The organism is Hymenobacter aquaticus, from assembly GCF_004765605.1.
Classification (GTDB): Bacteria; Bacteroidota; Bacteroidia; order Cytophagales; family Hymenobacteraceae; genus Hymenobacter; species Hymenobacter aquaticus.
In genome coordinates this window covers 1,352,654-1,378,769 of the sequence record NZ_SRLC01000002.1, presented here as the reverse complement: position 1 = coordinate 1,378,769, position 26,116 = coordinate 1,352,654, and the positions used below count along the sequence as shown (strand labels likewise).

The window sequence follows — 26,116 nt, the reverse complement described above, 5'->3', positions numbered from 1 at the left end:
TCTTTCCTCCCACATTACGTTTCCGACCATCCGCCCCCGTGCTTGCCCCGATGAAACCCGACTTCGCCCACATTCCCTACGACGCCGCTCCCCTGCCCGCCCCGGCTCCCACTCCCACCGGCACCACCACGCCCGAGGGCATCACGGTGAAAAGCCACTACTCGGCCGAGGACGTGGCCGGACTCGACCACCTGGGCTTCGGGGCCGGCACGGCACCCTACCTGCGCGGACCCTACGCCACGATGTACGTGCAGAACCCCTGGACCATCCGGCAGTACGCGGGCTTTAGCACGGCCGAGGAATCCAACGCCTTCTACCGCCGCAACCTGGCCGGGGGCCAAAAGGGCCTGTCCGTAGCCTTCGACCTGGCCACCCACCGGGGCTACGACTCCGACCACCCCCGCGTGGTGGGCGACGTGGGCAAGGCCGGCGTGGCCATTGACTCGGTGGAGGACATGAAGATCCTCTTCGACCAGATTCCCCTGGATCAGATGTCGGTGTCGATGACCATGAACGGGGCCGTGCTGCCGATTATGGCCTTCTACATCGTGGCGGCCGAGGAGCAGGGCGTGAGCCCCGAGAAGCTGGCGGGCACCATTCAGAACGACATTCTGAAGGAGTTCATGGTGCGCAACACCTATATCTACCCGCCCGCGCCCAGCATGCGCATCATTGCCGACATCTTCGCCTACACCGCGAAGAATATGCCCAAGTTCAACTCCATCAGCATCTCGGGCTACCACATGCAGGAAGCCGGGGCCACGGCCGACATTGAGCTGGCCTACACCCTGGCCGACGGCCTGGAATACGTGCGCGCCGGCCTGGCCGTGGGCATGGACGTCGACCAGTTTGCGCCCCGCCTTTCCTTCTTCTGGGCCATTGGCATGAACCACTTCATGGAAATTGCCAAGCTGCGGGCCGGCCGCCTGCTCTGGGCCAAGCTGATGAAGCAGTTCAACCCCACGAACCCCAAAAGCCTGGCCCTGCGCACCCACTGCCAGACTTCGGGCTACTCGCTCACCGAGCAGGACCCGTTCAACAACGTGGCCCGCACCGCCATTGAGGCCCTGGCCGCGGCCCTGGGCGGCACCCAGAGCCTGCACACCAACGCCCTCGACGAGGCCATTGCCCTGCCCACCGACTTCTCGGCCCGCATTGCCCGCAACACCCAGCTCTACCTCCAGCACGAAACCGACATTACCCGCGTCGTGGACCCCTGGGGCGGCTCCTACTACGTGGAGAGCCTGACCCACGAGCTGGCCGACAAAGCCTGGGCCCTGATTCAGGAAGTAGAAGCCCTGGGCGGCATGGCCAAGGCCATTGAAACCGGCCTGCCCAAGATGCGCATCGAGGAAGCCTCGGCCCGCAAGCAGGCCCGCATCGACTCGGGCAAGGAAGTAGTGGTGGGCGTGAACAAGTACCGCCTCACCGACCGGCAGCTGGGCGAGGAGCAGCAGATCGACGTGCTCGACATCGACAACGCCGCCGTGCGCGAGTCCCAGATTGAGCGCCTCACCAAAATCAAGGCCGAGCGCGACAACGAGGCCGTGCAAGCCGCCTTGCAGGCGCTGACGGATGCGGCTAAGGCCGGGATGAGCGCCTCACCCCCCGGCCCCCTCTCCGAAAATGGAGAGGGGGTGCGTTCAACGATTGAATCCGACGAATCTTTATCGTCAGGCTCCCCCTCTCCTCTTTCGGAGAGGGGGCCGGGGGGTGAGGCGCCCTCCAGCAACCTCCTAGAGCTAGCCGTGCAGGCCGCCCGGGTGCGCGCTACCCTGGGTGAGATTTCCGATGCCCTGGAAGCCGTGTACGGCCGCCACCAGGCTACCATCCGGGCTATTTCGGGCGTGTACTCGGCCGAGATGAACTACGACGAGGAGTTTGCCAAAGCCCGGGCCGCCGCCGATGCCTTTGCCGCCGCCGAAGGCCGCCGCCCCCGCATGATGGTCGCCAAAATGGGCCAGGACGGCCACGACCGGGGCTCCAAGATCATTGCCACCTCCTTTGCCGACGTGGGCTTCGACGTGGACATCGCGCCCCTGTTCCAGACGCCCGCCGAAGTAGCCCGCCAGGCCACCGAAAACGACGTGCACGTAGTGGGCGTGAGCAGCCTAGCCGCCGGCCACAAAACCCTAATTCCCCAGCTGATTCAGGAGCTGCGCCAGCTCGGCCGCGAAGACATCCTCGTCATTGCCGGCGGCGTCATCCCCGCCCAGGACTACGACTTCCTCTACAACGTCGGCGTGGCTGGGGTATATGGTCCGGGAACGGTCATTGCCGTAGCGGCGCAGGAGATTCTGCGGAAGCTAAACGACTAATCTTATAATCATGGTTGAAAAGCTTATCATTCAAAATTTTGCTGGACTTAACTTAGAAATTGAGTTGGGAGAAATAACTATTTTCATTGGTCCGCAAGCCAGTGGAAAAAGCATATGCGCTAGGTGTATATATTGGTTTAAATCTTTTTTATCAAGACTAGAAATATCTATCAACAATAATGAAGACAAAAGGAAGTTCGACGAAAGTTGTTTGAGGAATTTTAAAGAATATTTCTCTAGCATTGTGAGTACAACCAGAGAATTTCATATTCATTATCAAATAGGCAAATTATCAATTAAATTAACTCAGACTAATAACAAACTTAAAATAATATATTCACCATTGATACAGGCAGCATCAAATAAATTTAGAGTACGTACGAATAAAATAAAAAACAAGTATTCATCTTCTAAATTCCGACCAAATAATATCTTACGTTATCAGCAAGTACAGGAATTTACAGAGGCACGCACAGCGTGGGCAATGGAGATATGGTCCCTTGCAGATGGGAACCCTATAAGAAACCAGGCTTTTGTGCTAGCTGGGCGTTCTATTTTTTCTGCTTTGCAAGGATCTATACTCACTTTTCTATCTAACAACACTCTTAAAGACCCATTAATGCGAGACTTTTTAAGAGAATATGAATACGCACGACAAGACCAGCCACAGCCAACCAATCCATTACTTAAATCTATTATACCTTTAGTTGAATCAATACTTAAAGGGCAATTACTCACACAAAAAGATGACAACTACTTAATCCTTTCTGATGGCAGAAAAATATCTTTGACCGATGCTTCATCCGGTCAGCAAGAAGCATTTCCGTTAATACTTTTTCTACTTAGCTATTTAGATGACTCACGCAATGGATTTCTTGGGCCACACATGCTTTATATTGAGGAACCAGAGGCTCACATTTTCCCAGAATCCCAGCGAGTAATGGCGCAGTTAATGACTAATATTTACAACGAAACTGAAGATTTGAAATATATCATCACTACACATAGTCCTTATCTACTTTCCTCCTTCAACAATCTCATCTACGCTCACCAACTCGCTGAACGCCTCCAAGACCAACCTAACGAGCTGAAGAAGCTCTACAAAATAGTTCCGAAAAGCCAGCAGGTTCCCTTGTCGGATTTTCGGGTATATGGACTCGAAAACGGCAAGGCCATTTCGCTTATCGACCATGAGCTAGGCCTAATATCTGCCTCCCTGCTCGATAGCGCCTCCGACGTTACGGCCGAACAGTTCGGTGATCTTATGGCCTTGGACCCCACCACGCAGGCCTGATGAAAATACCGGACCATCAAAAGCGTGTTACCAGCAATCCTAAGATTCCGGTCAAGACGCCAAGGGCTGCCAGCACCTTCACGCTACTCAACCCGAAGCGGCTGGAAGTAACCGTGCTGGAACCGGAGCAGTTCTTCCCACCCGGCCAATGGAACTGCGACTTTGTGTTTCAGGCCCCGGCCGCGCCAGCCGAAGTGTACGTGGAGCTAAAAGGCAGTGACTTTTTACATGCCCTTGATCAACTTGCCAACACGATAAAGCTGTTGAAGTCTCCTCTGCAACCGAAGCAGTGCTTTGTTGTGATTCGCCGCTCGCCCACGATGGACACCAAAATGCAGAAGTTGCTGCTGGACTTTGGCCGACGAAACAAATGCTCTATCAAGCCTAAAACGCAACACGGCGAACATTCTTTATAAACCAATCCCCCGGCCCGCCCACCAGCGGGCCGGTTTCGTTTCTGCCCTCGCCCCCGCCGATTCTTCGGCCACTTAAGCTGCTTTTGCGTCCGTTTGGGAAGCTTCTACGTCCATCTTGGGGGCTTCTAAGAGCATTTCGGCTGCTTCTATGTTCGTTTGGGACCTTCTACGTCCGTTCGGGGTGCTTCTACGTCCGTTTCGGACGCTTCTAAGAAGGCTTCGGCTGGCTCTCCGTTCGTTTGGGCGCTTCTAGGTCGGTTTTGGCTGGCTATGAGGGGTTTTCGGGCGAAATAGCCGGGCGTAGAAGTTGTGAATTACTGGAAATAGTCATACCATTCCTTCGTATTTCAACTTCACTCACTTCTATTATTCATTACTATGGAACACGGGACACCCGAAGTTCGCCTATTTACTGGCTCCGACGTGGCCATGCGCAGCCGCATGCGCACCATGCACGGGCATTATCTGACCGACGCGGCGGCGTTTGCCGCCCTCAACCCCGATCTGGGCGGCAGCTTCGGGGCCACCTGGCTGGCGGCCATCGAGGCAGCCGATAAGGCCCCCAACGTGGACGTGCGCCGGGGCACGCTCAGCGAAGACACGGCCACCGTGGAAAGCGAGATGGAGCGCGCCCGCAGCATGGCCCAATCGGTATTTTACTACGTGGATCAGGCTTTTCCCCGGAACAAGGCCCGCCTGACCCAGTACGGCAAGGAACGCTACGGCAAGGCCGCCGCCGACCCCGAGGAAATGCGCCTGCTCCTGGACATGGCCGCCCAGGCCGCCGAGCGCGACCACGCGGCCCTGGCCGAAAAAGGCTTCCGCCCCCAGCAGCTCGCCGACCTCAAAGCCCTGGCCGCCCAGCTCGACACGGTGGATACCCAGCACGAGCTACGCAAGGGCACCAACCAGGAGGATACCAATGCCTACATCCGCCTGCAAAACCAGGCCTACAGCTTCGGGCAGCAACTCAATAAGGCGGCCAAGCGCGCCTTCGAAGCCGACCCGACTAAGCAGAAGCGCTACCGCCTCTCCGATGGCGAGGCCCCGGCGGGCGGCCCCGGCCCCAAAACCAGTCCGCCGGCGAAGTAGGCGGGGAATGGAGTAGTACGCCCTACTCTGTCTGTCATCCTTCATCTGGCGTACGCAAAGCGAAGGACCTTATCACGTTAGCACGACAATCGTTGTTACGACTTGTTCTAACGTGATAAGGTCCTTCGCTTTGCTCAGGATGACAGATGACAGATGACAAACAACAAAAACTCACTACATCGTCAGCCACTGGCCGTCGGTGGGGACGTGGACGCGGGCGGCGAGGCCCTGCTGGGCCAGGTAGGCGCGGGTGGCGGCGCGGTCTTCGGCGCAGTGGTTTACGGCTTCCAGGTGCACGGCATGGATGGTGGCCCGGGGGGCGTGGCGGGCTACCTGGGCCACGTCGGCGGCCGTCATGACGATGGGGCCGCCTTGCAGAAACTGGGCCGCCCCGGCGTTGACGATGATGGTCGTGGGCTGGTAGCGGTCGAGGGCCTGCTGCACTTCTTCGCACCAGATAGTGTCGCCGGCCAGGTAGAGGCGCTGGCCCTCGGCCTCCAGCACGAAGCCCGAGACAGTGCCCATGCGCCGCCCGATGTCGCCCAGGCCGTGCTGCCCGCCGGTGCGGTAGATGCGGATGCCTTCCCAGTCGCGCTCGGGGTCGATGGGCAGCACCTGGGTGAAGCCGGCGGCGCGCAGGGTTTCCGCGTCGGCGGGCTGGCAGAGGATGGGCAGGGCCTTGGGCAGGAGCTGCTGGGCTACCGGGTCCCAGTGGTCGAGGTGGGTGTGGGTAAGCAGCACCGCGTCGAGGGAGGCGACCAGGGCGGGCAACTCGGCGGCGGCAAAGGGCAGCTCGGCGGTGGGGTTGCGGATGGGGTTGGCGGTCTGCGGGATGGGGTCGTACTGGAAGCGCGGGGCCAGCAGCGGGTCGACGAGCAGGGTTTTGCCACCGACTTTGAGCAGCAGCGTGGCATTGCGGATTAGTTGGACTTGCATGGAAAAAGTGGGGTAAGTTGCGGCCGGAAGCGGGGCCGGGCCGGCAGGAAAGCAGCCCCGGACCGGACCGGGATGCCGCAAAAGTACCCGGCCGCGGCCCCCGGCTCAAGAAGGTTACCGGCCGGTAACCTGTTCACTTATTTGTTTCCTGCTTATGCGCCACACCTACCACGACGTCGAGTTTTGCGCCACCCGCGTGGCCTTGAGTCTGCTGGCGGGCAAGTGGAAGCCCATCCTCTTCTTCCACCTGTTCGCCGGTCCGCGCCGCTTTTCGGAGCTGTGGCGCGACATCCCGCGGGTGTCGAAGAAGGTGCTGCTCGAACAGCTGCGGCAGCTGGAAGCCGCCGGCCTGGTAGAGCGCACCGTGCACAACGGCTTTCCGCCCGAAGTCACCTACCAGCTCTCGGCCAAGGGCGCGGAGCTGGGCCCCATCCTGCGCCGCCTCGATGAGTGGGCCGTCAAGCACATCGAGGGCGTGGTGCAGATTTCGTAAAGTTATTTTCTCCCTTTTTCCCCTTTCCCCTACCCCATGCGCATCGACGAACTAGACCAGGAAGACGCCGACATTGATTGGTTTGCCCTCGACAGCCAGGGCCACATCCTGCACGTAGCCTCCGGCGGCGGCATTTTGCCCGAGTCGGTGGCGGCGTCCCAGGAAGTGCTGCTCGAGCTGCACCAGTACTTCCTGACCCTGCCCGACACCACGGCGGCCGAGGCCGTGGCGGTGGAAGCCGGGGCCGAGGAAGCCGGCGGCTACCAGAGCTTCGCGCGCTACGCCCGGCGCGGGCTGTTCTCCTTCGAGAAAACCCGCCTGCACGAGCGCGCCGACACCCGCTACCACCTCGTGGCCCGGCCCGTGGTGCCGCTGCTGGCAAGCCAGCTGCCCAAGCAACTGGCGCAGCTGCTGGGCCGGACTCAGCTGCCGGCTTCGGTGGCGGAGCAACACGCGTTGGACGTGACGCGCATTCTGTAGCCCGCACCACGGCCACCTTCTTTATTTTGCACCCCCGTTTCAGTTTCTGCCGCCATGCCTTCCACCCAGCTCCAGCTGCTCGGCCACGCCAGCTTCCGCATCACCACGCCCGAGGGCCGCGTTATCCTGCTCGACCCGTGGCTGACCAACAACCCTTTTATTCCGGAAAACCTGCGCCAGCCCGAGCGGGCCGACCTGGTGCTCATCACCCACGGCCACGACGACCATTTCGACCCCGAGCTGCCGGCCCTGCTGGCCCGCACCGGAGCCAAGGTGGTAGCCCCGGCTCCGGTGCGGTACTACCTCTACGAGCAGGGCCTCGCGCCCGAGCAGTTTGAGCCCATGAACGTGGGCGGCGGCATCAGCGTGTTGGATCTGCGCCTGACCATGACCGTGGCCCAGCACGCGGCCCACGTCGACTTGCCCGGCAACAAAAGCGGCTTTCAGCACGAGGCCGTGGGCTACATTCTGGCTTGCTCCGACGGCACCGTGCTCTACGCCGCCGGCGACACGGGCCTGTTTGGCGACATGCGCCTGCTGGCCGACCTCTACCAGCCCACCGTAGCCCTGCTGCCCATCGGCGACCGGTACACGATGGGGCCGCGCGAGGCGGCCTACGCGGCCCGGCTGCTGCGGGTGCCGCATGTGGTGCCGTTTCACTACGGCACCTTTGCTTCCCTGGTGGGCACACCCGAGCAGCTGCGGGCCCACCTCACCCCCGCCGATGCCGTGACGGTACATGCCCTGCGCGCCGGCGAAACCCTGGCGCTGGCCGAGCTGCGGGCCTAGGCCCCGGCCGCCCCACCCCCGGCGACCAGTGCCGGAGCGGCCGGGGGCTTTCTTCACGAGGATTACACACGCCTGGAAGTGGCCGGGGTCGGCGGAAACGGCGTTTCTGGCGCCCCCGGCCGCGGCTACCCGGCGCGCCGCCGACCGGGGCCCAAATTATTTTTTATTGGACAATGTCATTTTTAAATAAGATTCAATACTTTCATCAGCAGGACAAGTAGTTGGATCGTGGTACCGGGCTCCGTTTGACAGTGTACAGGGAGCTTGGTCAGCAGCGGGAAAGGCATTTCCGCGCTGCCGTTGGACAGATGAGCAAATAGTTTATTCTTTATCAGCCGGTTGCAGCGGCTACCGGCTACCATCCCGCTTCCGGGCGGGACGCGCGGCGGTGGGTTTTCCCCTTTCCGCCGCCCGGATTCCTGCCCTGCGGGCAGCACCTCGTTGATTTCTTTCGGGCTGCTAGCCCGGCAGGCAGCCCCCCGGCCTTCCGCCTACTGCTTTTTACTCCCCTGCTTGCCGAGCCGGGCTGCTTTCTGCGGCCCTTGCCACTGCCTTATTGCAACTAAACCCTCTTTTTCTCCCATTTCCCACTCATTCTTTCGCGTCTTGCTATGAAACAACTTTTCCTCGCCCTCGCCCTGTTTCTGTCCCTCACCGTTCACGCCCAAACCCCGGCCTGGAACTGGCTGCATTCCGTGGCCGGGGCTAATTCCGTTACCGATATGGCCATGCTGCCCACCGGCGACTTCCTCGTCACGGGCCGCTTCGACAATAGTTTGCAGCTCAGCAACCGCCTGCTCACCAGCCCCGGCCGGTGCCTCTACGTCGCCCGCCTCAACGCCAGCGGGCAGGTGCAGCAGGTCACCAAAATTGCCGTGGGCTCCGATGCGCTGCTCACCAGCGTGGCCGCCGACCGGAGCGGCAACGCCTACCTGACCGGCTATTTCCGCGGCACGCTCACCTACGGCAGCGGCACGCAGGTAACCGCGCAGAGCCCCGGCGCCACCGACGTGCTGCTGGTCAAATACGCCGCCAACGGCACTATCGGCTGGGTGCGCCAGGCCAGCAGCACCGGCCCCGAGCCATATTCTACCCCGAACACGGGCTGGTCGGTGGCCGTGGATGCGGCCGGCAACAGCTACGTGGGCGGCTCGGTGAGCGGCGCGACGGTACAGTTTGGCAGCCGCAGCTTCAGCAACCGCCAGAACCAGGCTTTCGTGGCCAGCTACTCGCCCCAGGGCACCGTGCGCTGGGTGAACGTGTGGAGCGCTCCGGCCGGCAGTGAGGGCCGCAGCGCCGTCCGGGCCACGGCCGTGGATGCCAGCGGCAACTGCTACGTGGGCGGCAACTTCTCGGCCAGCCTGGTCGTCAACGGCACCAGCCTGCAGCCCGCCGACGCCAACAGCAACCTGTTTCTGCTGCGCTTCAGCACCAGCCAGGGGCAGCTGCAATGGGCCAAAGCCCCGGCCGGCTACGGCGACGGCCGCAACGTAGCTACCGATGCGGCCGGCAAGATTTACTTTGCCGAGAGCTTCAGCGGCGCGGCCACGTTCGGGGCCACCACGCTCACTAGCACCGGCGGCACCGACATCTTCCTGACGCGCTACAACGCCCAGGGCCAGAGCGAGTGGGCTACGGCCCTGGGCGGCCCCAACTACGACTTCGCCACCGATATTGCCGTCGACCAGATGACGGGCCAGGCTTACCTAATCGGCTCCCAGGCCAACAGCCAGAGCTTTATTACCCGCTTTCAGGCTACCGGGCAGGTGGCCAGCACCACGCTGGTGGGCGGCCCCGGTACCAGCGCGGGCGGCTGCCTGGTGCTGGATGGGCGCAACAACGTGTACACGGCCGGCACGGCCACGGGCACCTGCCAATTTGGGCCCTACGCCACCGCCGGCACCGCTACCAACTGCTACCTGGCCCGCCTGGGCACAACCACCGCGGCCCGCACTCAGGCCGGGGCCCTGGAAAGCACCGTGTACCCCAACCCGGCCCAGGACCATTTTACCCTGCGCGTGCCAGCTGCCGAGGCTCAGCAGCTGGTGAAGGCCACGCTCTACAACTCCTTCGGCCGGATTGTAGCCCAGCAAACCCTGCGCGGAACCGAGGCCACGTTTAACACCGCGGCCCTGCCCGGCGGCCTGTACGTGCTCAACCTGGAAAGCGGGCAGCAAGTCACGAGCCAGCTGATAACGGTGCGGTAGCAAAGTTCAGCCGGCGTCGGCAGTAACCTATCTTGTCCTCCACGAAAAAGCCCGGCAGCAGTGCCGGGCCTTTTCATTGAGGGCTGTACTTACCTAGAACCACACCAGCACCACCAGCGCCACCACGGCCAGCAAGGCCCCGACCACCGCCGTATTGACGCGCAGCTCGGGGGAGCGGCCCGGCAGCAGCCCCAGCCCGGCCACGATGAGCAGCATAACCGGCAGCAAGCTGAACGAGCCGTAAATCGTGCCCCCGGAAACTTTGATTTCCGCCGGCTCGCCGGGAGCCGTGGGCGGCGAAACAATGCGGCGCACGATGCCCAGCAGCGGCGTTTGGCTTACCGAAGTCAGGCGCTGCCCTTTCCGGACGCGGTGCCCAAACCGGCTGGGTACCCGAAACGTGGTGCGGGGCGTCGTCACGTCGTAGGCCATCTGCGGATCGGAAGCCGACGACGACACCGACACGATCTGGCGGACCAGCACTACTTCGTTGGCGTACTGCCGGGGCGGCAAGGCCCAGTCGAGGGCCAGCAGCAGGCAAAAGGCCACCAGGGCCGCATTCAGCCAGCGGGCCGCTGGGGCATAGCGGGCCAGCATCAGCTGCAGGGCGCTGGGCGGGGGCGCGGGGGCGGGTGGCTCCTGGGCCAGCAGCACGTTGTAGGCCAGGCGCCGGCCGGGGTGACCCAGAATTTCGTAACCGGTATGCACTTCCTGCAGGCGGGCCTGCATGGCCGGATCGGCGGTGCGCCGGCTTAGCCGGGCCTTCTGCTGCTGGTAGGCACGCTCAATTTCCAGCTGACTAGCCGTAAACGGGACGCCCAGAAGGCGGTAATAATCCTGCATGGGAAAAGCCTGACGCGGTGGGTAAAGCCTTAAAATAGCAAACCCGATGCGCCCCCGCTATGGCTCCGCGGTTTATTTCTTTGGCCGCCAGCCGCCGTGCCGCGACTACCGGCTCAGGAAGGCAAATACCCGCCGGCTTTTGTGGGCCTGGGGCTGATACTGCTTGTATATGGGCCGATGCACGTAGCGGCGGCCCCGCTGCTGGGCCCGCACAAACGGGCTGCCCGCCACGGCCTCAACCGAAGCGGCCAGCAGCAGAAAAACGACAACGAGGGCGAAGGCGGGACGGAAAGCAGTGGTGCGCATATAGGTAGAGAAGAGAGGTTGGACAACTGGCGTTGCAAAGCCAGGATTTCTTCTCAAAGGGACACAAAGCGCGGCCGCGCGGCTCAGAATTTAGCTTAACCCCACTTTTTCATCTGCCGACGGCTATATTCTCTATCCGGAATGGTCCCGGGCGCGCCCGTTTCTTCCGGGGCCAAGGCTACCGTGCCCTCTACTTGCGGCCCAGGATCTTGAGCAGCTTCGATACGTAATCGACCTCGTAGGCATCGGGGTGGGCCGCCACGACGCGCTTGATGCCCTTGCTGGAGCGGGCCCCGAAGGCCACCACGGCCAGGTTGGCGGCGTGGGCCCGGGCCGTGTTTTCGGGCGTGGTCAGGGCGTCGCTGATGACAATAGCCTCCACCCGCTCGGCCTGGGCCACTTGTAGGTTGGCGGCGAAGTTCTCGGTGATTTCGTAGCCCAGCGGCACGGCGGGCCACAGCTGCCGGAAGCGCCGCAGGGTACTAAGCTGGTCGGAGACGAGCAGGATGCGGCCCGGCGGCACCTGGTAGCGCCGCAGCAGCCGGGCCAGCTGCCGCACCATAGCGGCCGAGTTGCGCTGGGCCTGCTCCGGGTTCAGACAAGGCAGGTTCTCGTGCAAATCGAGGTGGAGAAAGGGAAACTCCGGCCGCCGGGCCAGGCGGGCCAGCAGCGTATCGAGCGTAACCAGGTGCTCCCGCTGAAACCAGTCGTAGGGCCAGCCCCCGCGGAAGCGCAGCCGGGTGAGGGCGGCGGCCGGCTGCTCGTTGGTGCAGCCCCGGCCGGTACGGGTCATGGTTTCCAGGGTCATGTCGTGGTAGAGCACCGGCACGCTGTCCTGGCTGAGCTGCAAGTCGATTTCCAGTCCTTCGGCCCCGTCGCGCAGGGCTTTCAGCTCACTGCGCAGGCTGCTCGGCGGCAACGGGTTGAACGGGTTCAGCGGCGTGAAAAAGCCCGACCCGGCGTGCCCGACGACGACCAGCTGCCCCGGCTCCCGCCGCAACGATTCGGTGGGGCGCTGCCCGTGGGCCGCGCCGCCGGCCAGCATTCCTGCCACCAGCAGGCTCCAGAAACTGATTTTCATTGTGTGCCAAAACCCGCCGGGCCCGGGGTTGAGCCGCCGCTATCCCTGTAACGGGCCCCGGCCGGCGCGGTTGGCAGCGCCCCGCGCGGCTGGGCGGGGCTACGCCGCCCCGGGCAGCACCGCCGTCAGCCACTGAAACAGCTCCCGGTACACCAGAGCCCGCACCGCCGGCCGCGACAAAACCAAATCGTGCATGCCGCCCGGAATGGCGGCCACCGTGACGCGCGGCCCCAGCCGGGGGCTCAGCTCCCGGATGTGGCGCACGTTCAGCACCCCGTCGGCCTCGAAGTACTGCTCACTCCAGCCTTTCTCCGTCACGGTTTGGTCGGAGTGCAGCACCAGCACCGGCTGCGGAATGCTCAGGCCCCGGGCCACGCGGCGGTGACCGGCGTGAATGGCGCGCAGCCAGCCCGTATTCACCGGAAACACCTCAATCGGCTTCCAGGGCAGGTGGTAGTCCCACTCGCCCCGGTAGCGCTGGTGCAGGCTTTCCCCGTAGGCCGTGGGCAGGTTGGCCGGAATCTTCAGCCCGGGCGCAAACCGGCCCACGGCGGCGGCCAGCGGCACGGCCACGGCGCGGTTGAGCCAGCTCTGGTGCATTTCCAGAAACGGGCTGTTCAGAAACAGCGCCGCTACCGCCGCGCGCCGCGCGCCTTCCTGCGCGTACAGCGCCACGATAAGTCCGCCGGTGGAGTGGCCGCTGAGCACGATGGTGCGGCAGCCCTCGGCCAGCAGCACGGCCAGGGCCGCGTCGAGGTCGGCGTAGTACTCGCGCAGGTCGCGCACGTTATTGGCCGTTTGGTGGGGCAGCCACGAGCGGCCGTATTTGCGCAAGTCGAGGGCGTAGAAGCGGAAGCCGTGGCGCTGGTACTCGGCGGCCATGTCGCGCTGAAAAAAGTAGTCGGTGAAGCCGTGCACGTAGAGCACGGCCCGGGTGCCGGCCGGCGGGTGGCAGGCCCGCACCAGGGTGCACACCACGGGGCCTTCGTAGTCGGCGGGCTGCGGAAGAACCAGCTGCTCGAAATCGGGGCCGAGCACATCGGGTTGGTAGCGGGTTTCGGTCATGCGGCGGTGGTTTGGCGGAGATGGTAGCACGGGAAAGCGGAGCGGCGGGCGAGGCAGCCCGTAGTTGTACGTGGCTCAGCAGTAACGCCGCACAAGACGGCGCGTTTTCCTCCTATATAGCATACTATTTATTCTTCTCCGCGCGTTCTTTGCCTAGCCTGGCTCGACGGTAGCATTGCACCGGTTTTCGCGGGCGTCCTTTTCATGCGAACCTTCTTTCTGGCCGCCAGCCTGCTGCTTTTATCGGCGTGCCCGCCCAATCCGGCTTTTCGGGAATATCAGCTCACCTACCCCCGGGTGAAGCTGGCCTACGCCCGCAAGTGGCCCCAGCTTAGCACGCTGCTGCGCAGCCGCCGCATCGACCCGGCCCGGCTGGAGGTGTTTTTCCGGGTGTTCAAAATCGGGCGGCGGCTCGAAGCCTGGGGCCGCAACCAAGGCGACGCGACGTTTCAGCTGCTGCGCGCCTACCCGCTGGCCGCCACCTCCGGCTCGCTCGGCCCCAAGCGCCACGAGGGCGACAACCAGGTGCCCGAGGGCTTCTACCGCCTCGACCGGTTCAACCCCATCAGCACCTACTACATGTCGCTGGGCCTCGACTACCCCAACGCCTCCGACCGGGCCCTGGGCGGCCCCAACCCCGGCAGCCACATCTTCGTGCACGGCTCCGACGTGACGGTGGGCTGCCTGCCCATCACCGACGACGGGATTCAGGAAGTGTACCTGCTGGCCCTGGAAGCCCGCAGCGCCGGCCAGCAGGATCTACAAATTCACATTTTTCCTTTCGAGATGAACGCCCAGAACATGGAGCGCTACCGCCAGAACGTGCACTACAGCTTCTGGCAGAGCCTGCAGCCGGGTTTTGCGTACTTCGACGAGCACCTGACGCCGGCCGTGGTGGAAGTGGAAACTACCGGCAGGTACGTGGTGCGGTAGCCGAGCAATAGGCAGATTTCTGTAACTCGTGGGCTCCAGCAAAATTTTACCGGCCTATTTTTCTCCCGACCATCCTGGTTGGCCCCTTTAAATTATCTTAGCGCTGATTATCAATCTTTATCTATCCTACGATGCCCCGCACCATCTATCTCTTGCTCCTGAGCCTGCTCGTATATATTACCGCCTGTAAGAAGGAAAGCGAGGAAGCAAAGCCCGCCCCCACCTTAGAAGGCCGCTGGGAGTACAAAAACAGCCTGGACTATACCTATGATGCCACGGGCAAGGAAATATCACGAGTACCGTGGCTTGCTCCGGAACCTTACTATATGGATCTTACGGCAACGACACTACAGTATGTCGAGAAGAAAACCAATAAAGCAGGAGGCCTGAACCAGATCAAGGTGGAAGGTGATATGCTGTATTTCCTGCCCACCCCCGGCCATAAGGCCCGCATCAAAAACCTGACTGAGAATACCCTCACGCTCAGCTTTGAGGGCCCGTTTGGTGACCCTAAACTCGGCTATACCCAAGCCTTAGAGGACCACTACGTCCGCTAGAGCCACACGGTACTGCTCTCCGAAACTGACGCATGAGCCGCTATCGGCCGCCGCGTCTTGTTAGCTTTGATTATCCACCGTTTATGCATTATTACAATGCCCCGCACCATTTACCTATTCCTGTTGAGTCTGCTCGTATTCTGCTCTGCCTGTAAGAAGGAGAAGGAAGAAGCAAAGCCCGCCCCCGCGCTGGAAGGCCGCTGGGAGTATAAAAGCACCACTGAGTATACGTATGACGCCAATGGCAAAGTCGTTTCGCAGAAGGAATCGGTGAACCCGGACCCCTATCACATGGATATTACGACTACGACGCTGACGTACATCGATGCCCGGACGAATCAGCCGGAGAGTTATCCGAGCAACATTAAGCGGGAGGGTGATATTCTGTACTTTTTGCCGGGCACCAGTACCAAGGGGCAAATACTCAACCTGACCGAGCACACGCTTACGCTCCGCTACGACAACCGTTGGGGCAATCCGGGTGCTGCTTTGCTGTATGCCTTCGATGAGCACTACGTGCGCTAACGTCGTCGGCTGACTACTGCTCGCCCGGGCAGCAGACCGATTGCCGTGAAATATAGCTAGTGTACCATCCCGCGCACGTTCGCATGAAACACCGCTACCCCTACCCTATGCCAGTTGCCGCACATTGGAGCTGGCTCTTGCTGCTGCCGCTGCTCTGGACGCTGACCAGCCCGGCCGCCTGGGCCCAGACCTGCGCGCTGGCCAGCACCTGCCAGCCGGGTGCGGCGCCGGTAGCCAACCAGGCCTTCGGCATGGGTATCTTCCGGGTGCAGCTGGCCGGGCTCGATACCACGACTGCCGGCGGCACCGACGGCTACCAGAACTACGCCTGCCGGGCCCGGGCCGCCCAGCTGGTACGCGGGACCACCTACACCCTGGCGGTGCAGACCAACCCCAACGCGGCCGAAACCCTGCGCGCCTGGATTGACTTCGACGGCAACGGCGTGCTCAGCGACGCGGAGCTGGTGCTGGCCTCTACCGCCACCGGGCAGCATACGGGCAGCTTCACGGTGCCCGCCACGGCCCTGACCACCACGCCCCTGCGCCTGCGCCTGGCCGCCGACTACGTTAACTCGCCGGTACCCACGGCTTGCTCCACGCCCCGGTATTCGCAGACCGAAGACTACCGCGTGCTGGTGCCGGGCTCGGTTACCGCGCCCCGCCCGCAGGCCCGCTTCACGGCTCCGGATACCGTGACCTGCGCGGGTAGCATTGCGTTCCGGGACCAATCGAGCAACACGCCCACCAGTTGGCTCTGGACCTTCGGCGACGGCACAACCAGCACCCAGCAACACCCTGCGCACAGCTACGCCCAGGCTGGCACCTACACCGTGAAGCTACGCGCCTGTAATGCGCAGGGCTGCGACTCGCTGACGCGCCCGGCCTACATCAGCGTGCGCACCGACGGGCCCCGGGCCGCCAGCTGCCAGCCCGCCACCAGCGTCTACTGCTGCGGCTTTGGCCTGACGCGGGTACAGCTGGCCACTATTGATCAGCGCTCGGCCGACGGGGCCGCCGGCTACCAGGATTTCAGCTGCCAGCAGCGGGCCACACTCTCCGCCGACCGCTCCTACCCGCTCCAGCTTACCACGGCTGCTCTCGCCCACGACGTGCGCGTGTATCTCGATTTGAACGACAACGGCCAGTTCGACCTGCCCGGCGAGCTGCTCTACCAGAGCATTGGGGTGCAAAGCCCGGCTATCTCGTTGCCCGTTACCGCCACCAGCGGCACGATCTATAACCGGCCGCTACGGCTGCGCATCTGGGCCGACGTGGCGGGCGCGGCAGCTTTCGGGCCCTGCGTGGCGCCGCAGCGCGGGCAGGTGGAAGACTACTCGGTGACGCTGCTGCCCAACACGGCCGCCCCGGTGGCCCGGTTTGCCCTGACCTACCCGCGGCTGTGCGGTCCGCTGCAGGCCGCCCTCACCAACCAGACCACCGGCGGGGCCACCAGCTACCACTGGGACTTCGGCGACGGCACGACCAGCACGGCCGCCAACCCGCCGGCCCACGCCTACAGCACCGGCGGCGTGTATCCGGTGCAGTTGATTGCCCGCAACGCCCTGGGGGCCGATACGGCCACTCAAACGGTGGTGGTAGCCGTGCGCTGCCCAACGTATTGCACGGCAGCCGGCACCGGCGGCTCGGCTTCCGTACCCTCCTACTTTACCCGCGTGCAGGTCGGCAGCCTCGACAACGCCACCAGCCGCCAGCCCGGCACCGCCTACCGCGACTTCACGGCCCTGACCGTGGACCTGCAGCAGGACCAGCGCTACACCCTGCGCACCCAGACGCTGCCCTGGGCCTACGGTACTGGTCCCTGGGTGCGCGTCGCGGCCTGGATTGACTACAACCAGGACGGCTACATGGCGCATGACGAGCAACTGGGCGACGTGACGATGAACAGCCCGCAGCTGCTCTCGTTCCGGGTGCCGGCCAACGCCCTGCCGGGACCTACGCGCCTACGGGTGCTGCAAACCCGCCTCACCGACTACGCCAGCCCCTACGACAGCTGCCCGGCGGCCTTCAACTCGGCCGGCACCGAAGACTACACGGTCATCATTCAGCCCGCGGCCCAGGCCCCGGTGGCCGGCTTCCGCAGCGACCTGACCACCATGTGCAGCGGCACGGTGCAGCTGCAGGACACGAGCCGCTACGCCCCGGCCGCCTGGCGCTGGTCGTTTGGCGACGGCACGTTCAGCACCCTACAGAACCCGCAGCACACCTACGCCGCGCCGGGCACCTATGCCGTTTCCCTGCAGGTCACGAACCGCTACGGCAGCAGCACCGCGCTACGCCCCGCCTACCTGACCGTAACCGGCCTCGACCAGGGGCCGCGGCCGGCGTCCTGCCTGCCCATCGGCGGCCCGGATATTGAGCCCGGATTCTGGATCAAGAGCAGCATTGAGTTTGGCTCGTCGTGGCAATATTCGAACCCGCAGCGGCTGGCACCCTACGTGGATGCCACCTGCACTACGCCCCCTATCCGGCTGACGGCCGGCGTGCCCACGTCATTTGCCATGCGCACGCCCCCGAGCACCTCCAAGGCATTTATGTGGCTGCAGATCTGGCTCGACAGCAACGACGACGGCGTGCTCGACCCGCAAACGGAGCGCCTCTACCACGACGGCAACAACACGCTCTGGAGCGGCACCATCACGCCCCCGATTTCGGCCGTGCGGGGCCGCCCGCTGCGCCTGCGCATGGCCTGGATGGGTGCCCAAGCCGTGTATTATAATGGCGCTGACCCCCGCCCCTGTTTCCGGGAAGAATACGCCGGGCAGGCCCGGGACTTTACCGTCATTGTCTCCACCGTGACGCCGACCACGGCTGCTGCCCCGGCCGCTCCCGCGTGGCAGGTATATCCGAATCCCAGCGCCGGGCAGATCCTGATTGAAGGGGCTGCCAACCGCACCCTGGAAGTAAGGGATACGATGGGCCGGTTGGTACGGGAACAGTTCCTGACCGGCCAGGCACCCTCCCCGCTCGACCTGACGTATTTGCCTAAGGGCGTCTATATCCTGCGGCTGCGCGGCGCCGGGGGCACCCGGAAAGTGCTGCTTTATTAGCGGCCGCACGAGCTGGCGCAATTCAGTAAGCGCAGTAGAGCTATTTGAAAATGACCTGGCTAGTATCTTGCCGCCATGAACTCTCCCCTACCTGCCCTGCGCGAATCAGCCGTGATAGTGCCCGTGTACCGCGACGCGGCCGGCGAGCTGCAGCTGGTGCTGGTGCGGCGCGGCGAGCGGGGCATCCACGGCGGGCAGCTGGCGTTTCCCGGCGGCAAGCGCGACCCGGAAGACGACTCCCTGCTGGCCACGGCCCTGCGCGAGGCCGAGGAGGAAGTGGGCCTGAAGCCTGCCGACATCCGGGTGCTGCTGACCTTGCCCGAGCTGTCTACCTTCACCGGCGGCTTTCACATTGCGCCGTTTCTGGCCAGCATCCGGCGGCCCGAAACGTGGTGGTGCCAGCAGCCCGAAATTGCCGAGGTGCTCGAAATCAGCCTGCGTACCCTCGCCGACCCCGCCACCCACGTGCGGGAGTGGTGGCAGCTGCCCGGCTGGCCCGAGCCCATGCTAGTAGACTACTACCGGGTGGGCCCTTACCAGCTCTGGGGCGCCAGCTACCGGATTATTCATCCCCTGATTCCGCGCCTGCTGGCCGGGGAGTGGGATATTTAGCGTCGGCTACTCCAACGGACTTATCAGGCACGCACATAAAAATCCCGCCCCGGCAGCTGGCCCGGACGGGATTTTCTTGCGCGGAGTACGCGCGCTGGTGCAACAGGTAGTGCGGAAAAAAGAGGTTAGGGCCGGATTTTGCGCAGGAGCTTCACCCGGAACTGGCCTTCCGTGAGGGTTTTCACCTGCTTCGCCGAGTTGGACACCGGCCCGCGGAAAGTGCCGGTCAGTACGTCGTTGTCCTTGCTGAGAATCTTCACCACCAGCCCGTCCGGAGTCAGCGTGGAGCCCTGGTACCGGTTGGGGTCAGCACCGGAAACGGGCCCCTGGGTGCTGGTGTAGTCGCCGAAGGTGAGCGAGACCCGCCGGGAACGGTCGGCGGCGGTAAACTCGGCGGGCACCGTCAGCGCGTCCAGGTCCACGTCGCCGAAGGTCAGGATGAAGTATTTCGCGCTGCTGGTCGGGTTTTCCAGGCGCATGATGTCGATTTGCTGCAGGCGCTGGGTGCTGCTGACCATAAAGTTCTGGTAGCTGTTGAACAGCGTATCAGGCACGGTGCCGTTGCGGCGGTACACGTCTCTGCAATCGGTGTACTGCCCGTCGGCCTTGGCACTGACGAACTCGTCGGTGCGGGTGATTCGCTCGTCGGGTTGCGGGTCGGTGGCTTCGGAGCTGCAGGCCCCGGCGGCCAGCAGCAGCAGGCCGCCCAGCACGTTTCGGAATAGAGGGTTGATCATAGGAGTAGGATAAAAAGAGGCGAAAAAGCACGCGCCGGGCCGGAAGCCGGCGTTGTAGCGTGATGACCAGAGGCGAGGCGCGAAGGTTGCGTGGCCCGAAAAATTCCGGCCAGCAAGCCACCAGCCGCTCCCGCCGCAGTTTGGCACGGATTTCAATTCTTACTTTGCCGCCGCGCAGCCTCTACCCCCACAGCCTGCGTAGAGCTCCTGATGTCTATGAAACGCCTTGTTCTTTCCCTGTTTTTCCTCTCCTCCCTGTCGGCGCCGGCCACCGTGCGGGCCCAGGGCGAGCAATCCATCTGGTACTTTGGCGGCCAGGCCGGCCTGAAGTTTTCCGGCACCGCCGCCCCCACCCCGCTGCTCGACGGCAAAATGAGCACTTACGAGGGCTCGTCGGTGGCCACTAACCAGCAGGGCCAGCTGCTCTTCTACACCGATGGCGAGGTAGTATACAACCGCAAGCACCAGCCCATGCTCAACGGCAAGGGCCTGATGGGCAGCAAGTCCAGCGCCCAGAGCGCCCTGATCGTGCCCGACCCCGGCAGCGGCAATGTGTTCTACATCTTCACCACCGCGCCCCAGGGCAGCAAGAACGGCATGCGCTACTCCGTGGTCGACATGACGCGGGAGGACGGCTTCGGCGACGTGCCCCGGGCCAACATGCTGTTGATTTCGCCGGTAGCCGAAAAGCTGGCCGCCGTGAAGCACAAAAACGGCCGCGACATCTGGGTGGTGGGTCACCGCTGGAACTCCAACGCCTTCGTGTCGTACCTGGTCACGCCCGAGGGCGTCGAAACCAAGCCGATTCTGAGCAACGTGGGCAGCATGAACGCCGGGCCGGGCCGGAACGCCATTGGCTGCATGAAATTTTCGCCCGACGGCTCGAAGCTGGCCTCCGCCATCTGGCGCGAAAGCAACAAGTTCGAGGTGTTCGACTTCGACAACACGACCGGCAAAGTGAGCAATCCGCGCCAGTTTGGCACTTACGAGGAAGCCTACGGCGTCGAGTTTTCGCCCGACGGCTCGAAGCTCTACGGCACCTGCAACGGCAAGGGCGGCGGGCAGGCTGAAGTGTGGCAGTTCGACCTGAAAACCAAAAGCAAGGACAACGCGGTGAAAGTCGGCACTTCGGCCAACCGCAAAATCGGCTCGTTGCAGCTGGCTCCCGATGGCAAGATCTACGTGGCCCGCGAAGACAACCCCTTTCTAGGCGTAATTCAGGACCCGAATGCCGCCGGCAAAGCTTGTAACTACGTCGACGACGGCCTCAAGCTCGGCGGCCGCCGCAGCAAGCTGGGCCTGCCCAACTTCGTGCGGTGAGTCTTAGTTGTTCGTTGCTCGTTGTTCGTTGTCAGGACCTGTTGTTTATTCTGTCATCCTGAGTGCAGCGTAGCGGAACGAAGGACCTGCCTCGTCTACCCCGCTACGGCTTGTATCAACAAAAAAGCCCTTTACCAATGCTATGGTAAAGGGCTTTGTGCATTTACTCGGGCTTGTCACTTAGCAGAGGAAGGTCCTGCGCAAGCTCAGGATGACAACCGGTGTAAAAACGCCACGGTCAACCAGCCTAAAGTCAGCCGCTAATCCTTGATTTCGCCGAAGCGGAACCGCACGAAGCCGGCGGCCACCGAGGCGTAGGGCTTTTCGGCCGACAGCAGGCCCGGCAGGTCGCGGGTGCTGACGCCAAACTCGTAGAGGCTGGTGGTGAAGGCCACGCCCAGCGGCAGGGCAAAGCCGTAGCCGGCCCCGCCCGCCACGCCGCTGCTCAGGCGCAGAAACCGCACCGGCTTGTAGTCGATGCCAGCGCCCACGAAGGGCGCGGTGATGTTGCCGGCCACCTCGTTCAGCGGCAGCGTCACGTCCAGGCCCAGCTCCAGGCTATTGGAGATGCGCAGGCCGGCCCCGGCGCGCAGCTTGGTGGGCAGCTGGGCCGTGCGGGTCAGGCTGGGCTTGTAGGTCAGCACGCTGTCGGTGCCGGAGGCAAAGATGCGGGCCGCGGCGCTGATGAAATCCGCGTTGTCGATGCCGGACGACTGCAGCTTCTTGAGCTTCTGGTCGGAGGCCGTGAGCAGGTTGCCCTCCCAGGTCATCTTGCCGATGTCGGTGACCGACAAGCCCAGACGCAGCATTTTGCCCGCTTCCAGGGCCACGCCCAAATCGACGCCGTTGCCCTTGCCCACGGGCTGCAACCCGTTGGCCCGCTCCCGCAAATCGAACGACGGGTTGTTGACCAGCTTGCTGTAGTCGAGCTTAAAGATGGGCGACATGGCGCTGTAGGCTTCCAGCTGCCCCGGCTCGATGCGCACGTCGACCACGCCCACGCCCTGAATGTAGCGGTAGCCTACCCCGCCCGACAGCCGGAACAGGGGCAGCGTAATCAGGCGGCGGGCAAAGGCGAAGTTGAACTCGTTGTACCACGTGCCCTGCACCTGGGTGCCGGCCAGCGCCTCGGTCAGCAGCGGGGAGGTGGCGGGGTTGTAGTTGGCATAAATCGGGGCGTCCTGGCCCAGAAACAGGATTTCCGCCGCGTTCTGGTTGAGGGCCATGTGGGCCACCACGCGCTGCCGGTTGCTGAAGGCGAAGCTGCCCAGAATCGGGAAGGAGGCCGAAATAGCCACCGGGGTGAAGTCGGCATTCAGCTGCAGGGCGTTGGCGGAGGTGAAGGCCCGGGCCAGGTCGCGCTTGTCGGCCGAAGTCAGGGGCTGGTCGGCGGTGCGCAGAAAGGTGCGGATCTGGGTGCGGGTGAGCGACTCGGAAGCCACGCCCACGCCGCCTTCCCCGATGGTAAAGGCCACGGTGGCGTTGCCGGTGCGGGCCAGGTTAGCCGGATTGACGCCCAGGGCCTGGTAGTCGTTGGCAAACGTATTGGCCACGCCGCCCCGCCCCACGATGGAAAACGAAGTAAGCTCACTCTGGGCCCGCAAGCCGGTAGCGGCGGCCAGCCACAGGCCGGCACTCAGGGCAAAACGAAGATTCTTCACGATGCTGAACTTGAAGCAGGAATAAGACAACGCACGGCGGACCGGCGGACCGGGTGGGCACTTGCCGCGTATACGGCCCGGAGCGGGAAATTTGCCCCGTGCCCGGATTCTGGCCCGCGCCTAGTATTTTGCGGGCCGCAGCCGGGCTCGGGGCAAAGGTAAACGCTCGGCACCGGTATTTTCTGTCAAAACCACCTCCCTTTGGCCAAGCGCTTTTCCGTTGATGAGTACGCCGACGGCATTTTGGCCGGCAACCGCATGGTGCTGAGCCGGGCCATTACCCTGGTGGAAAGCACCCTGCCCACCGACCAGCACCTGGCCCAGCAGGTCCTCGACCGGGTGCTGCCCCACGCGGGCCGCTCGGTGCGGGTGGGCATTACGGGCGTGCCGGGCGTGGGCAAGAGCACGTTTATCGAGGCCCTGGGCCTGGAGCTGCTGCGGCAGGGCAAGCGCCTGGCCGTGCTGGCCGTCGACCCCACGAGCCAGCGCAGCGGGGGCAGCATCCTGGGCGACAAAACCCGCATGAACCAGCTGGCGGCCCAGGAGCAGGCTTACATCCGGCCCTCGCCGGCGGGCCGCAGCCTGGGCGGCGTCACGCGCAGCACCCGCGAGGCCATGATCTTGTGCGAAGCCGCCGGCCACGACGTCCTTTTCATCGAAACCGTGGGCGTGGGCCAGAGCGAAACGGCCGTGCACGGCATGGTCGACTTTTTCCTGCTGCTGATGCTGGCCGGGGCCGGCGACGAGCTGCAGGGCATCAAGAAGGGCATCATGGAAATGGCCGACGCGGTGACCATCACCAAGGCCGACGGCCAGAACGAAACGGCCGCCAAGCTGGCCCGCCGCGAGTACCAGAACGCCCTGCACCTGTTTCCCCTGGCTCCCTCGGGCTGGAACCCAGTCGTTACCACCAGCTCGGCCCTGACCGGGGCGGGCGTGGCCGAGGTGTGGCAGGTGGTGGAGCAGTACGTGGAGCAAACCCGGCAGAGCGGCTACTTTCAGCGGCGGCGGCAGGAGCAGAACCTGCACTGGCTCTACGAGGCCATCCGGCAGGGCCTGGAAGAGCAGTTCTACGCCAAAGCCAGCGTCCAGCAGCAGTTGCCCGCCCTGCGCCAGCAGGTGCTGGAGGGCAGTAAATCGGCCTTCGGGGCCGCGGCCGAGCTGTTGGGCCTGTAGCCTGCGGAAGTGGCAGCGAAACGCCGGCCGGCCGGAAGCAGGTAGAATTACCTGGTTTGGAAAATGGGTAGTTCTGCGCTGAAGTAAGCAAGCTGAATTGTGTGCCTTTGTAAAGCCGCCACGCAAGCGTGTGGCCAGCTCAGCCCCTCGCGTGGCGGCTCAAGTCCCGATTCACTTACTCCTTGCCGCGCCGCCGGCTATGGCTGATTTTTTTGAACTGCTTCAGAATCATTCACGGCGGCCCGCCCGGTAGCCGGCTTCCTTCTCCTTTCTTGTACAATACCGATGCTAGACACTTCTACCACTGGCAGCACGCCGTCGGCACCGGCCGCCACCCCCGCTTCCGTGCTGCCTACGGCTACCACTCCCACAGCCACTCCCGCTCCGGACCAGCCCTCCGCCACGCCCCCGCCGAGCGGATTACACACGCCAACCCGGCCCAACTTCGAGCAGCACGAGCTATCCAACGGGCTGATTCAGTGGCTGGGGCCGCTGAGCATCGGGGCGGTGCTGGCCCTCATTATTCTGGCTGAAAACAAGCTGGCAGGCACCCAGACAGCCGCTTCCATTGGCTTTATTACGGCGGCGGCCCTCGGCATCGAGCGGGTCATTGAGGGCATCTGGAACGCGCTAAGCTCCCGCATCGGGGCATATTGGCCGATGACGTCGATCAGCCGGCAGGTGCACGACCTGGAGCTGCAGCTCGCCGATTCGCTGAAGCCGTTTCACGGGCACCTGGATCAGGCCCTGGCCACGGCGCACAGTACCGAGCAGGCCATTCCCGCCTACCTCACGACGGCGCAGCAAGACCTGGACAGCATGCAGCGCCGCTTCAACGATATCCGGGCCCACGGGCCGTCTAACCAGCGCATGCAGCTGCTGGCCGCCACCGCCGCCCAGAGCGTAAACTTCCTGGTGACCAAATACCAGAACGAACTGCCCCGGCTCCGCGAAGGAGTAGCCCTGGCCGACACGGCCATCAGCGGCATGCAGGACTTCCTGGCCACGTTCAAGGACAATCCGGGCCGCCGCCTGCTGAGCCTCTACCTCGGCGCCCTGCTGGGCCTGGCCCTGGCCGCTATTTTCCAGCTCGACGTTTTTGCCGCCATCAACGCCATGAGCGACATACATTCTACCGACCCGCTGCCGGCCACGCCCGGGCTGCGCATCGCGGCTACCGGGCTGCTGATTGGCTTAGGCTCCAACCCTACTCACGAAGTCATTCAATTGCTGCACGAGCACAAGAAGGGTCAAAAGGGCAAGAACACGTCAAACCCCCAACTTAAAGTGCACTAGCCCGCCGAGGACGGACGGCTACCGACGTACTATTGCCCAACCCGTGTCCGCTTGTCAGTAAGAAGCGCCCGGCCTTGAATTTTCAGGGCCGGGCGCTTGGGTTTATAAGCCGCGCCGCACTTCCAGCAGGTCCCACCGGTTGCCGTACAGGTCCTGAAATACGACGACGTGGCCGTAGCTTTCCAGGCGGGGCGCTTCCAGGAACCGTACGCCCCGGACCAGCAGGCGCTGGTAGTCGGCCCAGAAGTCGTCGGTGTGCAGAAACAGGAATACCCGCCCGCCGCTCTGGTTGCCGATGGCGGCCCGCTGCTCTTCCGCCACGGCCCGGGCCAGCAGCAGGCCAGTCTCAGCCCCGGGCGGTGCTACGCGCACCCACCGCTTGCCCTGGCCCAGGCTGGTATCTTCCAGCAGCCGGAAGCCCAGCACTCCCACGTAATAGGCCAGGGCTTCGTCGTAGTCGCGCACCAGGAGAGCTACGGAACCGAGTTGCATCGTTGGGAAGCGGGTAAGTTAGAGTAACAGCTTGGTAAAACGCAGTCTGCCCGGTGGCGCAGCTAAGCTAGCAGTGGGCAGCGGCCGGAAGATAGCACGCAAAAAGAGCCGACCTTTTCGGGCCGGCTCTTTTTGCAAGGCAGCTTGGCTCAGCGGGTACTATGCCGCCCGGCGCTGCCGCAGCCGGCGCAGGGCGTAGGCGGCTCCGGCGGCCAGCAGCGCCGAAGCGCCACCATCAATAGGAGCATTGGTAGCCCCGGGCTGGGGACCACCGTTGCCGGGGCCCTGGGCCCGCGCCGATTCACTGGTCAGGCCCAGTATAGCTACTGCGAATACGGTTGAGAGAAACAGGTATTTCATGCGTCTTACAAAGTAAAAAGGCAAAGCCCGGCCCCGGAACGAGGCCAGGCTGACAAGAA

General features: G+C 63.5%; 25 protein-coding genes. 16 read left to right on the top strand and 9 right to left on the bottom strand.

The window, feature by feature from the left end; genetic code table 11:
* Positions 1-50 precede the first annotated feature (50 nt).
* The 4 genes from scpA (at position 51) to E5K00_RS18550 (ending at position 5,120) form a co-directional block, all read left to right on the top strand.
* Positions 51-2,318, top strand: coding sequence for a methylmalonyl-CoA mutase (gene scpA / locus E5K00_RS18565; RefSeq protein WP_135464770.1), 2,268 nt, complete (start codon positions 51-53; stop codon positions 2,316-2,318).
* A gap of 10 nt (positions 2,319-2,328) precedes the next feature.
* Positions 2,329-3,612 carry an AAA family ATPase gene (locus E5K00_RS18560; RefSeq protein ID WP_135464769.1) on the top strand — a complete coding sequence of 428 codons (1,284 nt, stop codon included), beginning with the start codon at positions 2,329-2,331 and terminating at the stop codon, positions 3,610-3,612.
* Positions 3,612-4,028 (top strand): hypothetical protein, encoded by a 417-nt coding sequence (locus E5K00_RS18555; RefSeq protein WP_135464768.1) that lies wholly within the window; start codon positions 3,612-3,614, stop codon positions 4,026-4,028. Before E5K00_RS18560 ends, E5K00_RS18555 begins: the two co-directional genes overlap by 1 nt.
* A gap of 378 nt (positions 4,029-4,406) precedes the next feature.
* The gene (locus tag E5K00_RS18550; RefSeq protein WP_135464767.1) at positions 4,407-5,120 is read left to right on the top strand and encodes a hypothetical protein; all 714 of its coding nucleotides are present in this window, start codon (positions 4,407-4,409) and stop codon (positions 5,118-5,120) included.
* A 174-nt stretch (positions 5,121-5,294) separates the two neighbouring features.
* Here the strand turns inward: E5K00_RS18550 and E5K00_RS18545 are convergent, their stop codons facing one another.
* On the bottom strand, positions 5,295-6,056 hold the full coding sequence (locus E5K00_RS18545) for an MBL fold metallo-hydrolase (protein ID WP_135464766.1): 762 nt from the start codon (positions 6,054-6,056) through the stop codon (positions 5,295-5,297).
* Between the two features lie 154 nt (positions 6,057-6,210).
* On the opposite strand from E5K00_RS18545, the gene E5K00_RS18540 reads away from it, so the two are divergent.
* The 4 genes from E5K00_RS18540 (at position 6,211) to E5K00_RS18525 (ending at position 10,025) form a co-directional block, all read left to right on the top strand.
* On the top strand, positions 6,211-6,549 hold the full coding sequence (locus E5K00_RS18540) for a winged helix-turn-helix transcriptional regulator (RefSeq protein WP_135464765.1): 339 nt from the start codon (positions 6,211-6,213) through the stop codon (positions 6,547-6,549).
* 36 nt (positions 6,550-6,585) lie between these two features.
* Entirely contained in the window at positions 6,586-7,029 is a 444-nt protein-coding gene (locus E5K00_RS18535; protein WP_135464764.1) for a hypothetical protein, read from the top strand.
* Between the two features lie 54 nt (positions 7,030-7,083).
* Entirely contained in the window at positions 7,084-7,818 is a 735-nt protein-coding gene (locus tag E5K00_RS18530; RefSeq protein WP_135464763.1) for a metal-dependent hydrolase, read from the top strand.
* Between the two features lie 611 nt (positions 7,819-8,429).
* Positions 8,430-10,025: a T9SS type A sorting domain-containing protein gene (locus E5K00_RS18525; protein ID WP_135464762.1), complete on the top strand. Its 1,596-nt coding sequence runs from the start codon at positions 8,430-8,432 to the stop codon at positions 10,023-10,025.
* Between the two features lie 93 nt (positions 10,026-10,118).
* Here the strand turns inward: E5K00_RS18525 and E5K00_RS18520 are convergent, their stop codons facing one another.
* The 4 genes from E5K00_RS18520 to E5K00_RS18505 form a co-directional block, all read right to left on the bottom strand.
* Positions 10,119-10,868, bottom strand: a complete 750-nt coding sequence (locus tag E5K00_RS18520) for a J domain-containing protein (RefSeq protein ID WP_135464761.1) — start codon at positions 10,866-10,868, stop codon at positions 10,119-10,121.
* Positions 10,869-10,973: 105 nt separating this feature from the next.
* A complete protein-coding gene (locus E5K00_RS18515) occupies positions 10,974-11,174 on the bottom strand; it encodes a hypothetical protein (protein WP_135464760.1) in 201 nt (66 codons plus the stop codon).
* 190 nt (positions 11,175-11,364) lie between these two features.
* A complete protein-coding gene (locus E5K00_RS18510) occupies positions 11,365-12,255 on the bottom strand; it encodes a glycerophosphodiester phosphodiesterase family protein (protein ID WP_135464759.1) in 891 nt (296 codons plus the stop codon).
* Between the two features lie 99 nt (positions 12,256-12,354).
* On the bottom strand, positions 12,355-13,320 hold the full coding sequence (locus tag E5K00_RS18505) for an alpha/beta hydrolase (protein WP_135464758.1): 966 nt from the start codon (positions 13,318-13,320) through the stop codon (positions 12,355-12,357).
* Positions 13,321-13,524: 204 nt separating this feature from the next.
* On the opposite strand from E5K00_RS18505, the gene E5K00_RS18500 reads away from it, so the two are divergent.
* The 5 genes from E5K00_RS18500 (at position 13,525) to E5K00_RS18480 (ending at position 19,015) form a co-directional block, all read left to right on the top strand.
* Positions 13,525-14,253: a L,D-transpeptidase family protein gene (locus E5K00_RS18500; protein WP_210114333.1), complete on the top strand. Its 729-nt coding sequence runs from the start codon at positions 13,525-13,527 to the stop codon at positions 14,251-14,253.
* 131 nt (positions 14,254-14,384) lie between these two features.
* Positions 14,385-14,810, top strand: coding sequence for a hypothetical protein (locus E5K00_RS18495; protein ID WP_135464757.1), 426 nt, complete (start codon positions 14,385-14,387; stop codon positions 14,808-14,810).
* 96 nt (positions 14,811-14,906) lie between these two features.
* A complete protein-coding gene (locus tag E5K00_RS18490) occupies positions 14,907-15,335 on the top strand; it encodes a hypothetical protein (RefSeq protein ID WP_135464756.1) in 429 nt (142 codons plus the stop codon).
* A 107-nt stretch (positions 15,336-15,442) separates the two neighbouring features.
* Positions 15,443-18,403 carry a GEVED domain-containing protein gene (locus tag E5K00_RS18485; RefSeq protein ID WP_167856945.1) on the top strand — a complete coding sequence of 987 codons (2,961 nt, stop codon included), beginning with the start codon at positions 15,443-15,445 and terminating at the stop codon, positions 18,401-18,403.
* 75 nt (positions 18,404-18,478) lie between these two features.
* The gene (locus E5K00_RS18480; protein ID WP_135464754.1) at positions 18,479-19,015 is read left to right on the top strand and encodes an NUDIX hydrolase; all 537 of its coding nucleotides are present in this window, start codon (positions 18,479-18,481) and stop codon (positions 19,013-19,015) included.
* A gap of 125 nt (positions 19,016-19,140) precedes the next feature.
* On the opposite strand, the gene E5K00_RS18475 is transcribed toward E5K00_RS18480, so the two are convergent.
* The gene (locus tag E5K00_RS18475; protein ID WP_135464753.1) at positions 19,141-19,752 is read right to left on the bottom strand and encodes a hypothetical protein; all 612 of its coding nucleotides are present in this window, start codon (positions 19,750-19,752) and stop codon (positions 19,141-19,143) included.
* 216 nt (positions 19,753-19,968) lie between these two features.
* Here E5K00_RS18475 and E5K00_RS18470 point away from each other — a divergent pair, with 216 nt between their 5' ends.
* Positions 19,969-21,072 carry a YncE family protein gene (locus E5K00_RS18470; protein WP_245328340.1) on the top strand — a complete coding sequence of 368 codons (1,104 nt, stop codon included), beginning with the start codon at positions 19,969-19,971 and terminating at the stop codon, positions 21,070-21,072.
* Positions 21,073-21,332: 260 nt separating this feature from the next.
* Here the strand turns inward: E5K00_RS18470 and E5K00_RS18465 are convergent, their stop codons facing one another.
* Positions 21,333-22,733 carry a DUF5723 family protein gene (locus tag E5K00_RS18465; RefSeq protein ID WP_135464751.1) on the bottom strand — a complete coding sequence of 467 codons (1,401 nt, stop codon included), beginning with the start codon at positions 22,731-22,733 and terminating at the stop codon, positions 21,333-21,335.
* A 201-nt stretch (positions 22,734-22,934) separates the two neighbouring features.
* Here E5K00_RS18465 and meaB point away from each other — a divergent pair, with 201 nt between their 5' ends.
* Positions 22,935-23,909 (top strand): methylmalonyl Co-A mutase-associated GTPase MeaB, encoded by a 975-nt coding sequence (gene meaB, locus E5K00_RS18460; RefSeq protein WP_135464750.1) that lies wholly within the window; start codon positions 22,935-22,937, stop codon positions 23,907-23,909.
* Positions 23,910-24,194: 285 nt separating this feature from the next.
* Positions 24,195-25,205 (top strand): hypothetical protein, encoded by a 1,011-nt coding sequence (locus E5K00_RS18455; RefSeq protein ID WP_135464749.1) that lies wholly within the window; start codon positions 24,195-24,197, stop codon positions 25,203-25,205.
* A 102-nt stretch (positions 25,206-25,307) separates the two neighbouring features.
* Here the strand turns inward: E5K00_RS18455 and E5K00_RS18450 are convergent, their stop codons facing one another.
* Together E5K00_RS18450 and E5K00_RS18445 are read right to left on the bottom strand one after the other, a co-directional pair.
* On the bottom strand, positions 25,308-25,697 hold the full coding sequence (locus E5K00_RS18450) for a VOC family protein (protein ID WP_135464748.1): 390 nt from the start codon (positions 25,695-25,697) through the stop codon (positions 25,308-25,310).
* Positions 25,698-25,856: 159 nt separating this feature from the next.
* Complete coding sequence (locus E5K00_RS18445) at positions 25,857-26,057, bottom strand: PID-CTERM protein-sorting domain-containing protein (protein WP_135464747.1); 201 nt, start codon at positions 26,055-26,057, stop codon at positions 25,857-25,859.
* Positions 26,058-26,116: the final 59 nt, after the last annotated feature.

Excerpts from the sequence above, each read along its gene's own strand:
- E5K00_RS18550 (WP_135464767.1), top strand. The coding sequence starts at position 4,407 with ATGGAACACGGGACACCCGAAGTTCGCCTATTTACTGGCTCCGACGTG.
- E5K00_RS18530 (WP_135464763.1), top strand. The coding sequence starts at position 7,084 with ATGCCTTCCACCCAGCTCCAGCTGCTCGGCCACGCCAGCTTCCGCATC.
- E5K00_RS18450 (WP_135464748.1), bottom strand. The coding sequence starts at position 25,697 with ATGCAACTCGGTTCCGTAGCTCTCCTGGTGCGCGACTACGACGAAGCC.
- E5K00_RS18445 (WP_135464747.1), bottom strand. The coding sequence starts at position 26,057 with ATGAAATACCTGTTTCTCTCAACCGTATTCGCAGTAGCTATACTGGGC.
- E5K00_RS18480 (WP_135464754.1), top strand. The coding sequence starts at position 18,479 with ATGAACTCTCCCCTACCTGCCCTGCGCGAATCAGCCGTGATAGTGCCC.
- E5K00_RS18500 (WP_210114333.1), top strand. The coding sequence starts at position 13,525 with ATGCGAACCTTCTTTCTGGCCGCCAGCCTGCTGCTTTTATCGGCGTGC.
- E5K00_RS18540 (WP_135464765.1), top strand. The coding sequence starts at position 6,211 with ATGCGCCACACCTACCACGACGTCGAGTTTTGCGCCACCCGCGTGGCC.
- E5K00_RS18545 (WP_135464766.1), bottom strand. The coding sequence starts at position 6,056 with ATGCAAGTCCAACTAATCCGCAATGCCACGCTGCTGCTCAAAGTCGGT.
- E5K00_RS18525 (WP_135464762.1), top strand. The coding sequence starts at position 8,430 with ATGAAACAACTTTTCCTCGCCCTCGCCCTGTTTCTGTCCCTCACCGTT.
- E5K00_RS18475 (WP_135464753.1), bottom strand. The coding sequence starts at position 19,752 with ATGATCAACCCTCTATTCCGAAACGTGCTGGGCGGCCTGCTGCTGCTG.
- E5K00_RS18495 (WP_135464757.1), top strand. The coding sequence starts at position 14,385 with ATGCCCCGCACCATCTATCTCTTGCTCCTGAGCCTGCTCGTATATATT.
- E5K00_RS18490 (WP_135464756.1), top strand. The coding sequence starts at position 14,907 with ATGCCCCGCACCATTTACCTATTCCTGTTGAGTCTGCTCGTATTCTGC.
- scpA (WP_135464770.1), top strand. The coding sequence starts at position 51 with ATGAAACCCGACTTCGCCCACATTCCCTACGACGCCGCTCCCCTGCCC.
- E5K00_RS18505 (WP_135464758.1), bottom strand. The coding sequence starts at position 13,320 with ATGACCGAAACCCGCTACCAACCCGATGTGCTCGGCCCCGATTTCGAG.
- E5K00_RS18455 (WP_135464749.1), top strand. The coding sequence starts at position 24,195 with ATGCTAGACACTTCTACCACTGGCAGCACGCCGTCGGCACCGGCCGCC.
- E5K00_RS18560 (WP_135464769.1), top strand. The coding sequence starts at position 2,329 with ATGGTTGAAAAGCTTATCATTCAAAATTTTGCTGGACTTAACTTAGAA.
- E5K00_RS18520 (WP_135464761.1), bottom strand. The coding sequence starts at position 10,868 with ATGCAGGATTATTACCGCCTTCTGGGCGTCCCGTTTACGGCTAGTCAG.
- E5K00_RS18485 (WP_167856945.1), top strand. The coding sequence starts at position 15,443 with ATGCCAGTTGCCGCACATTGGAGCTGGCTCTTGCTGCTGCCGCTGCTC.
- E5K00_RS18470 (WP_245328340.1), top strand. The coding sequence starts at position 19,969 with ATGAAACGCCTTGTTCTTTCCCTGTTTTTCCTCTCCTCCCTGTCGGCG.
- E5K00_RS18535 (WP_135464764.1), top strand. The coding sequence starts at position 6,586 with ATGCGCATCGACGAACTAGACCAGGAAGACGCCGACATTGATTGGTTT.
- E5K00_RS18515 (WP_135464760.1), bottom strand. The coding sequence starts at position 11,174 with ATGCGCACCACTGCTTTCCGTCCCGCCTTCGCCCTCGTTGTCGTTTTT.
- E5K00_RS18510 (WP_135464759.1), bottom strand. The coding sequence starts at position 12,255 with ATGAAAATCAGTTTCTGGAGCCTGCTGGTGGCAGGAATGCTGGCCGGC.
- E5K00_RS18555 (WP_135464768.1), top strand. The coding sequence starts at position 3,612 with ATGAAAATACCGGACCATCAAAAGCGTGTTACCAGCAATCCTAAGATT.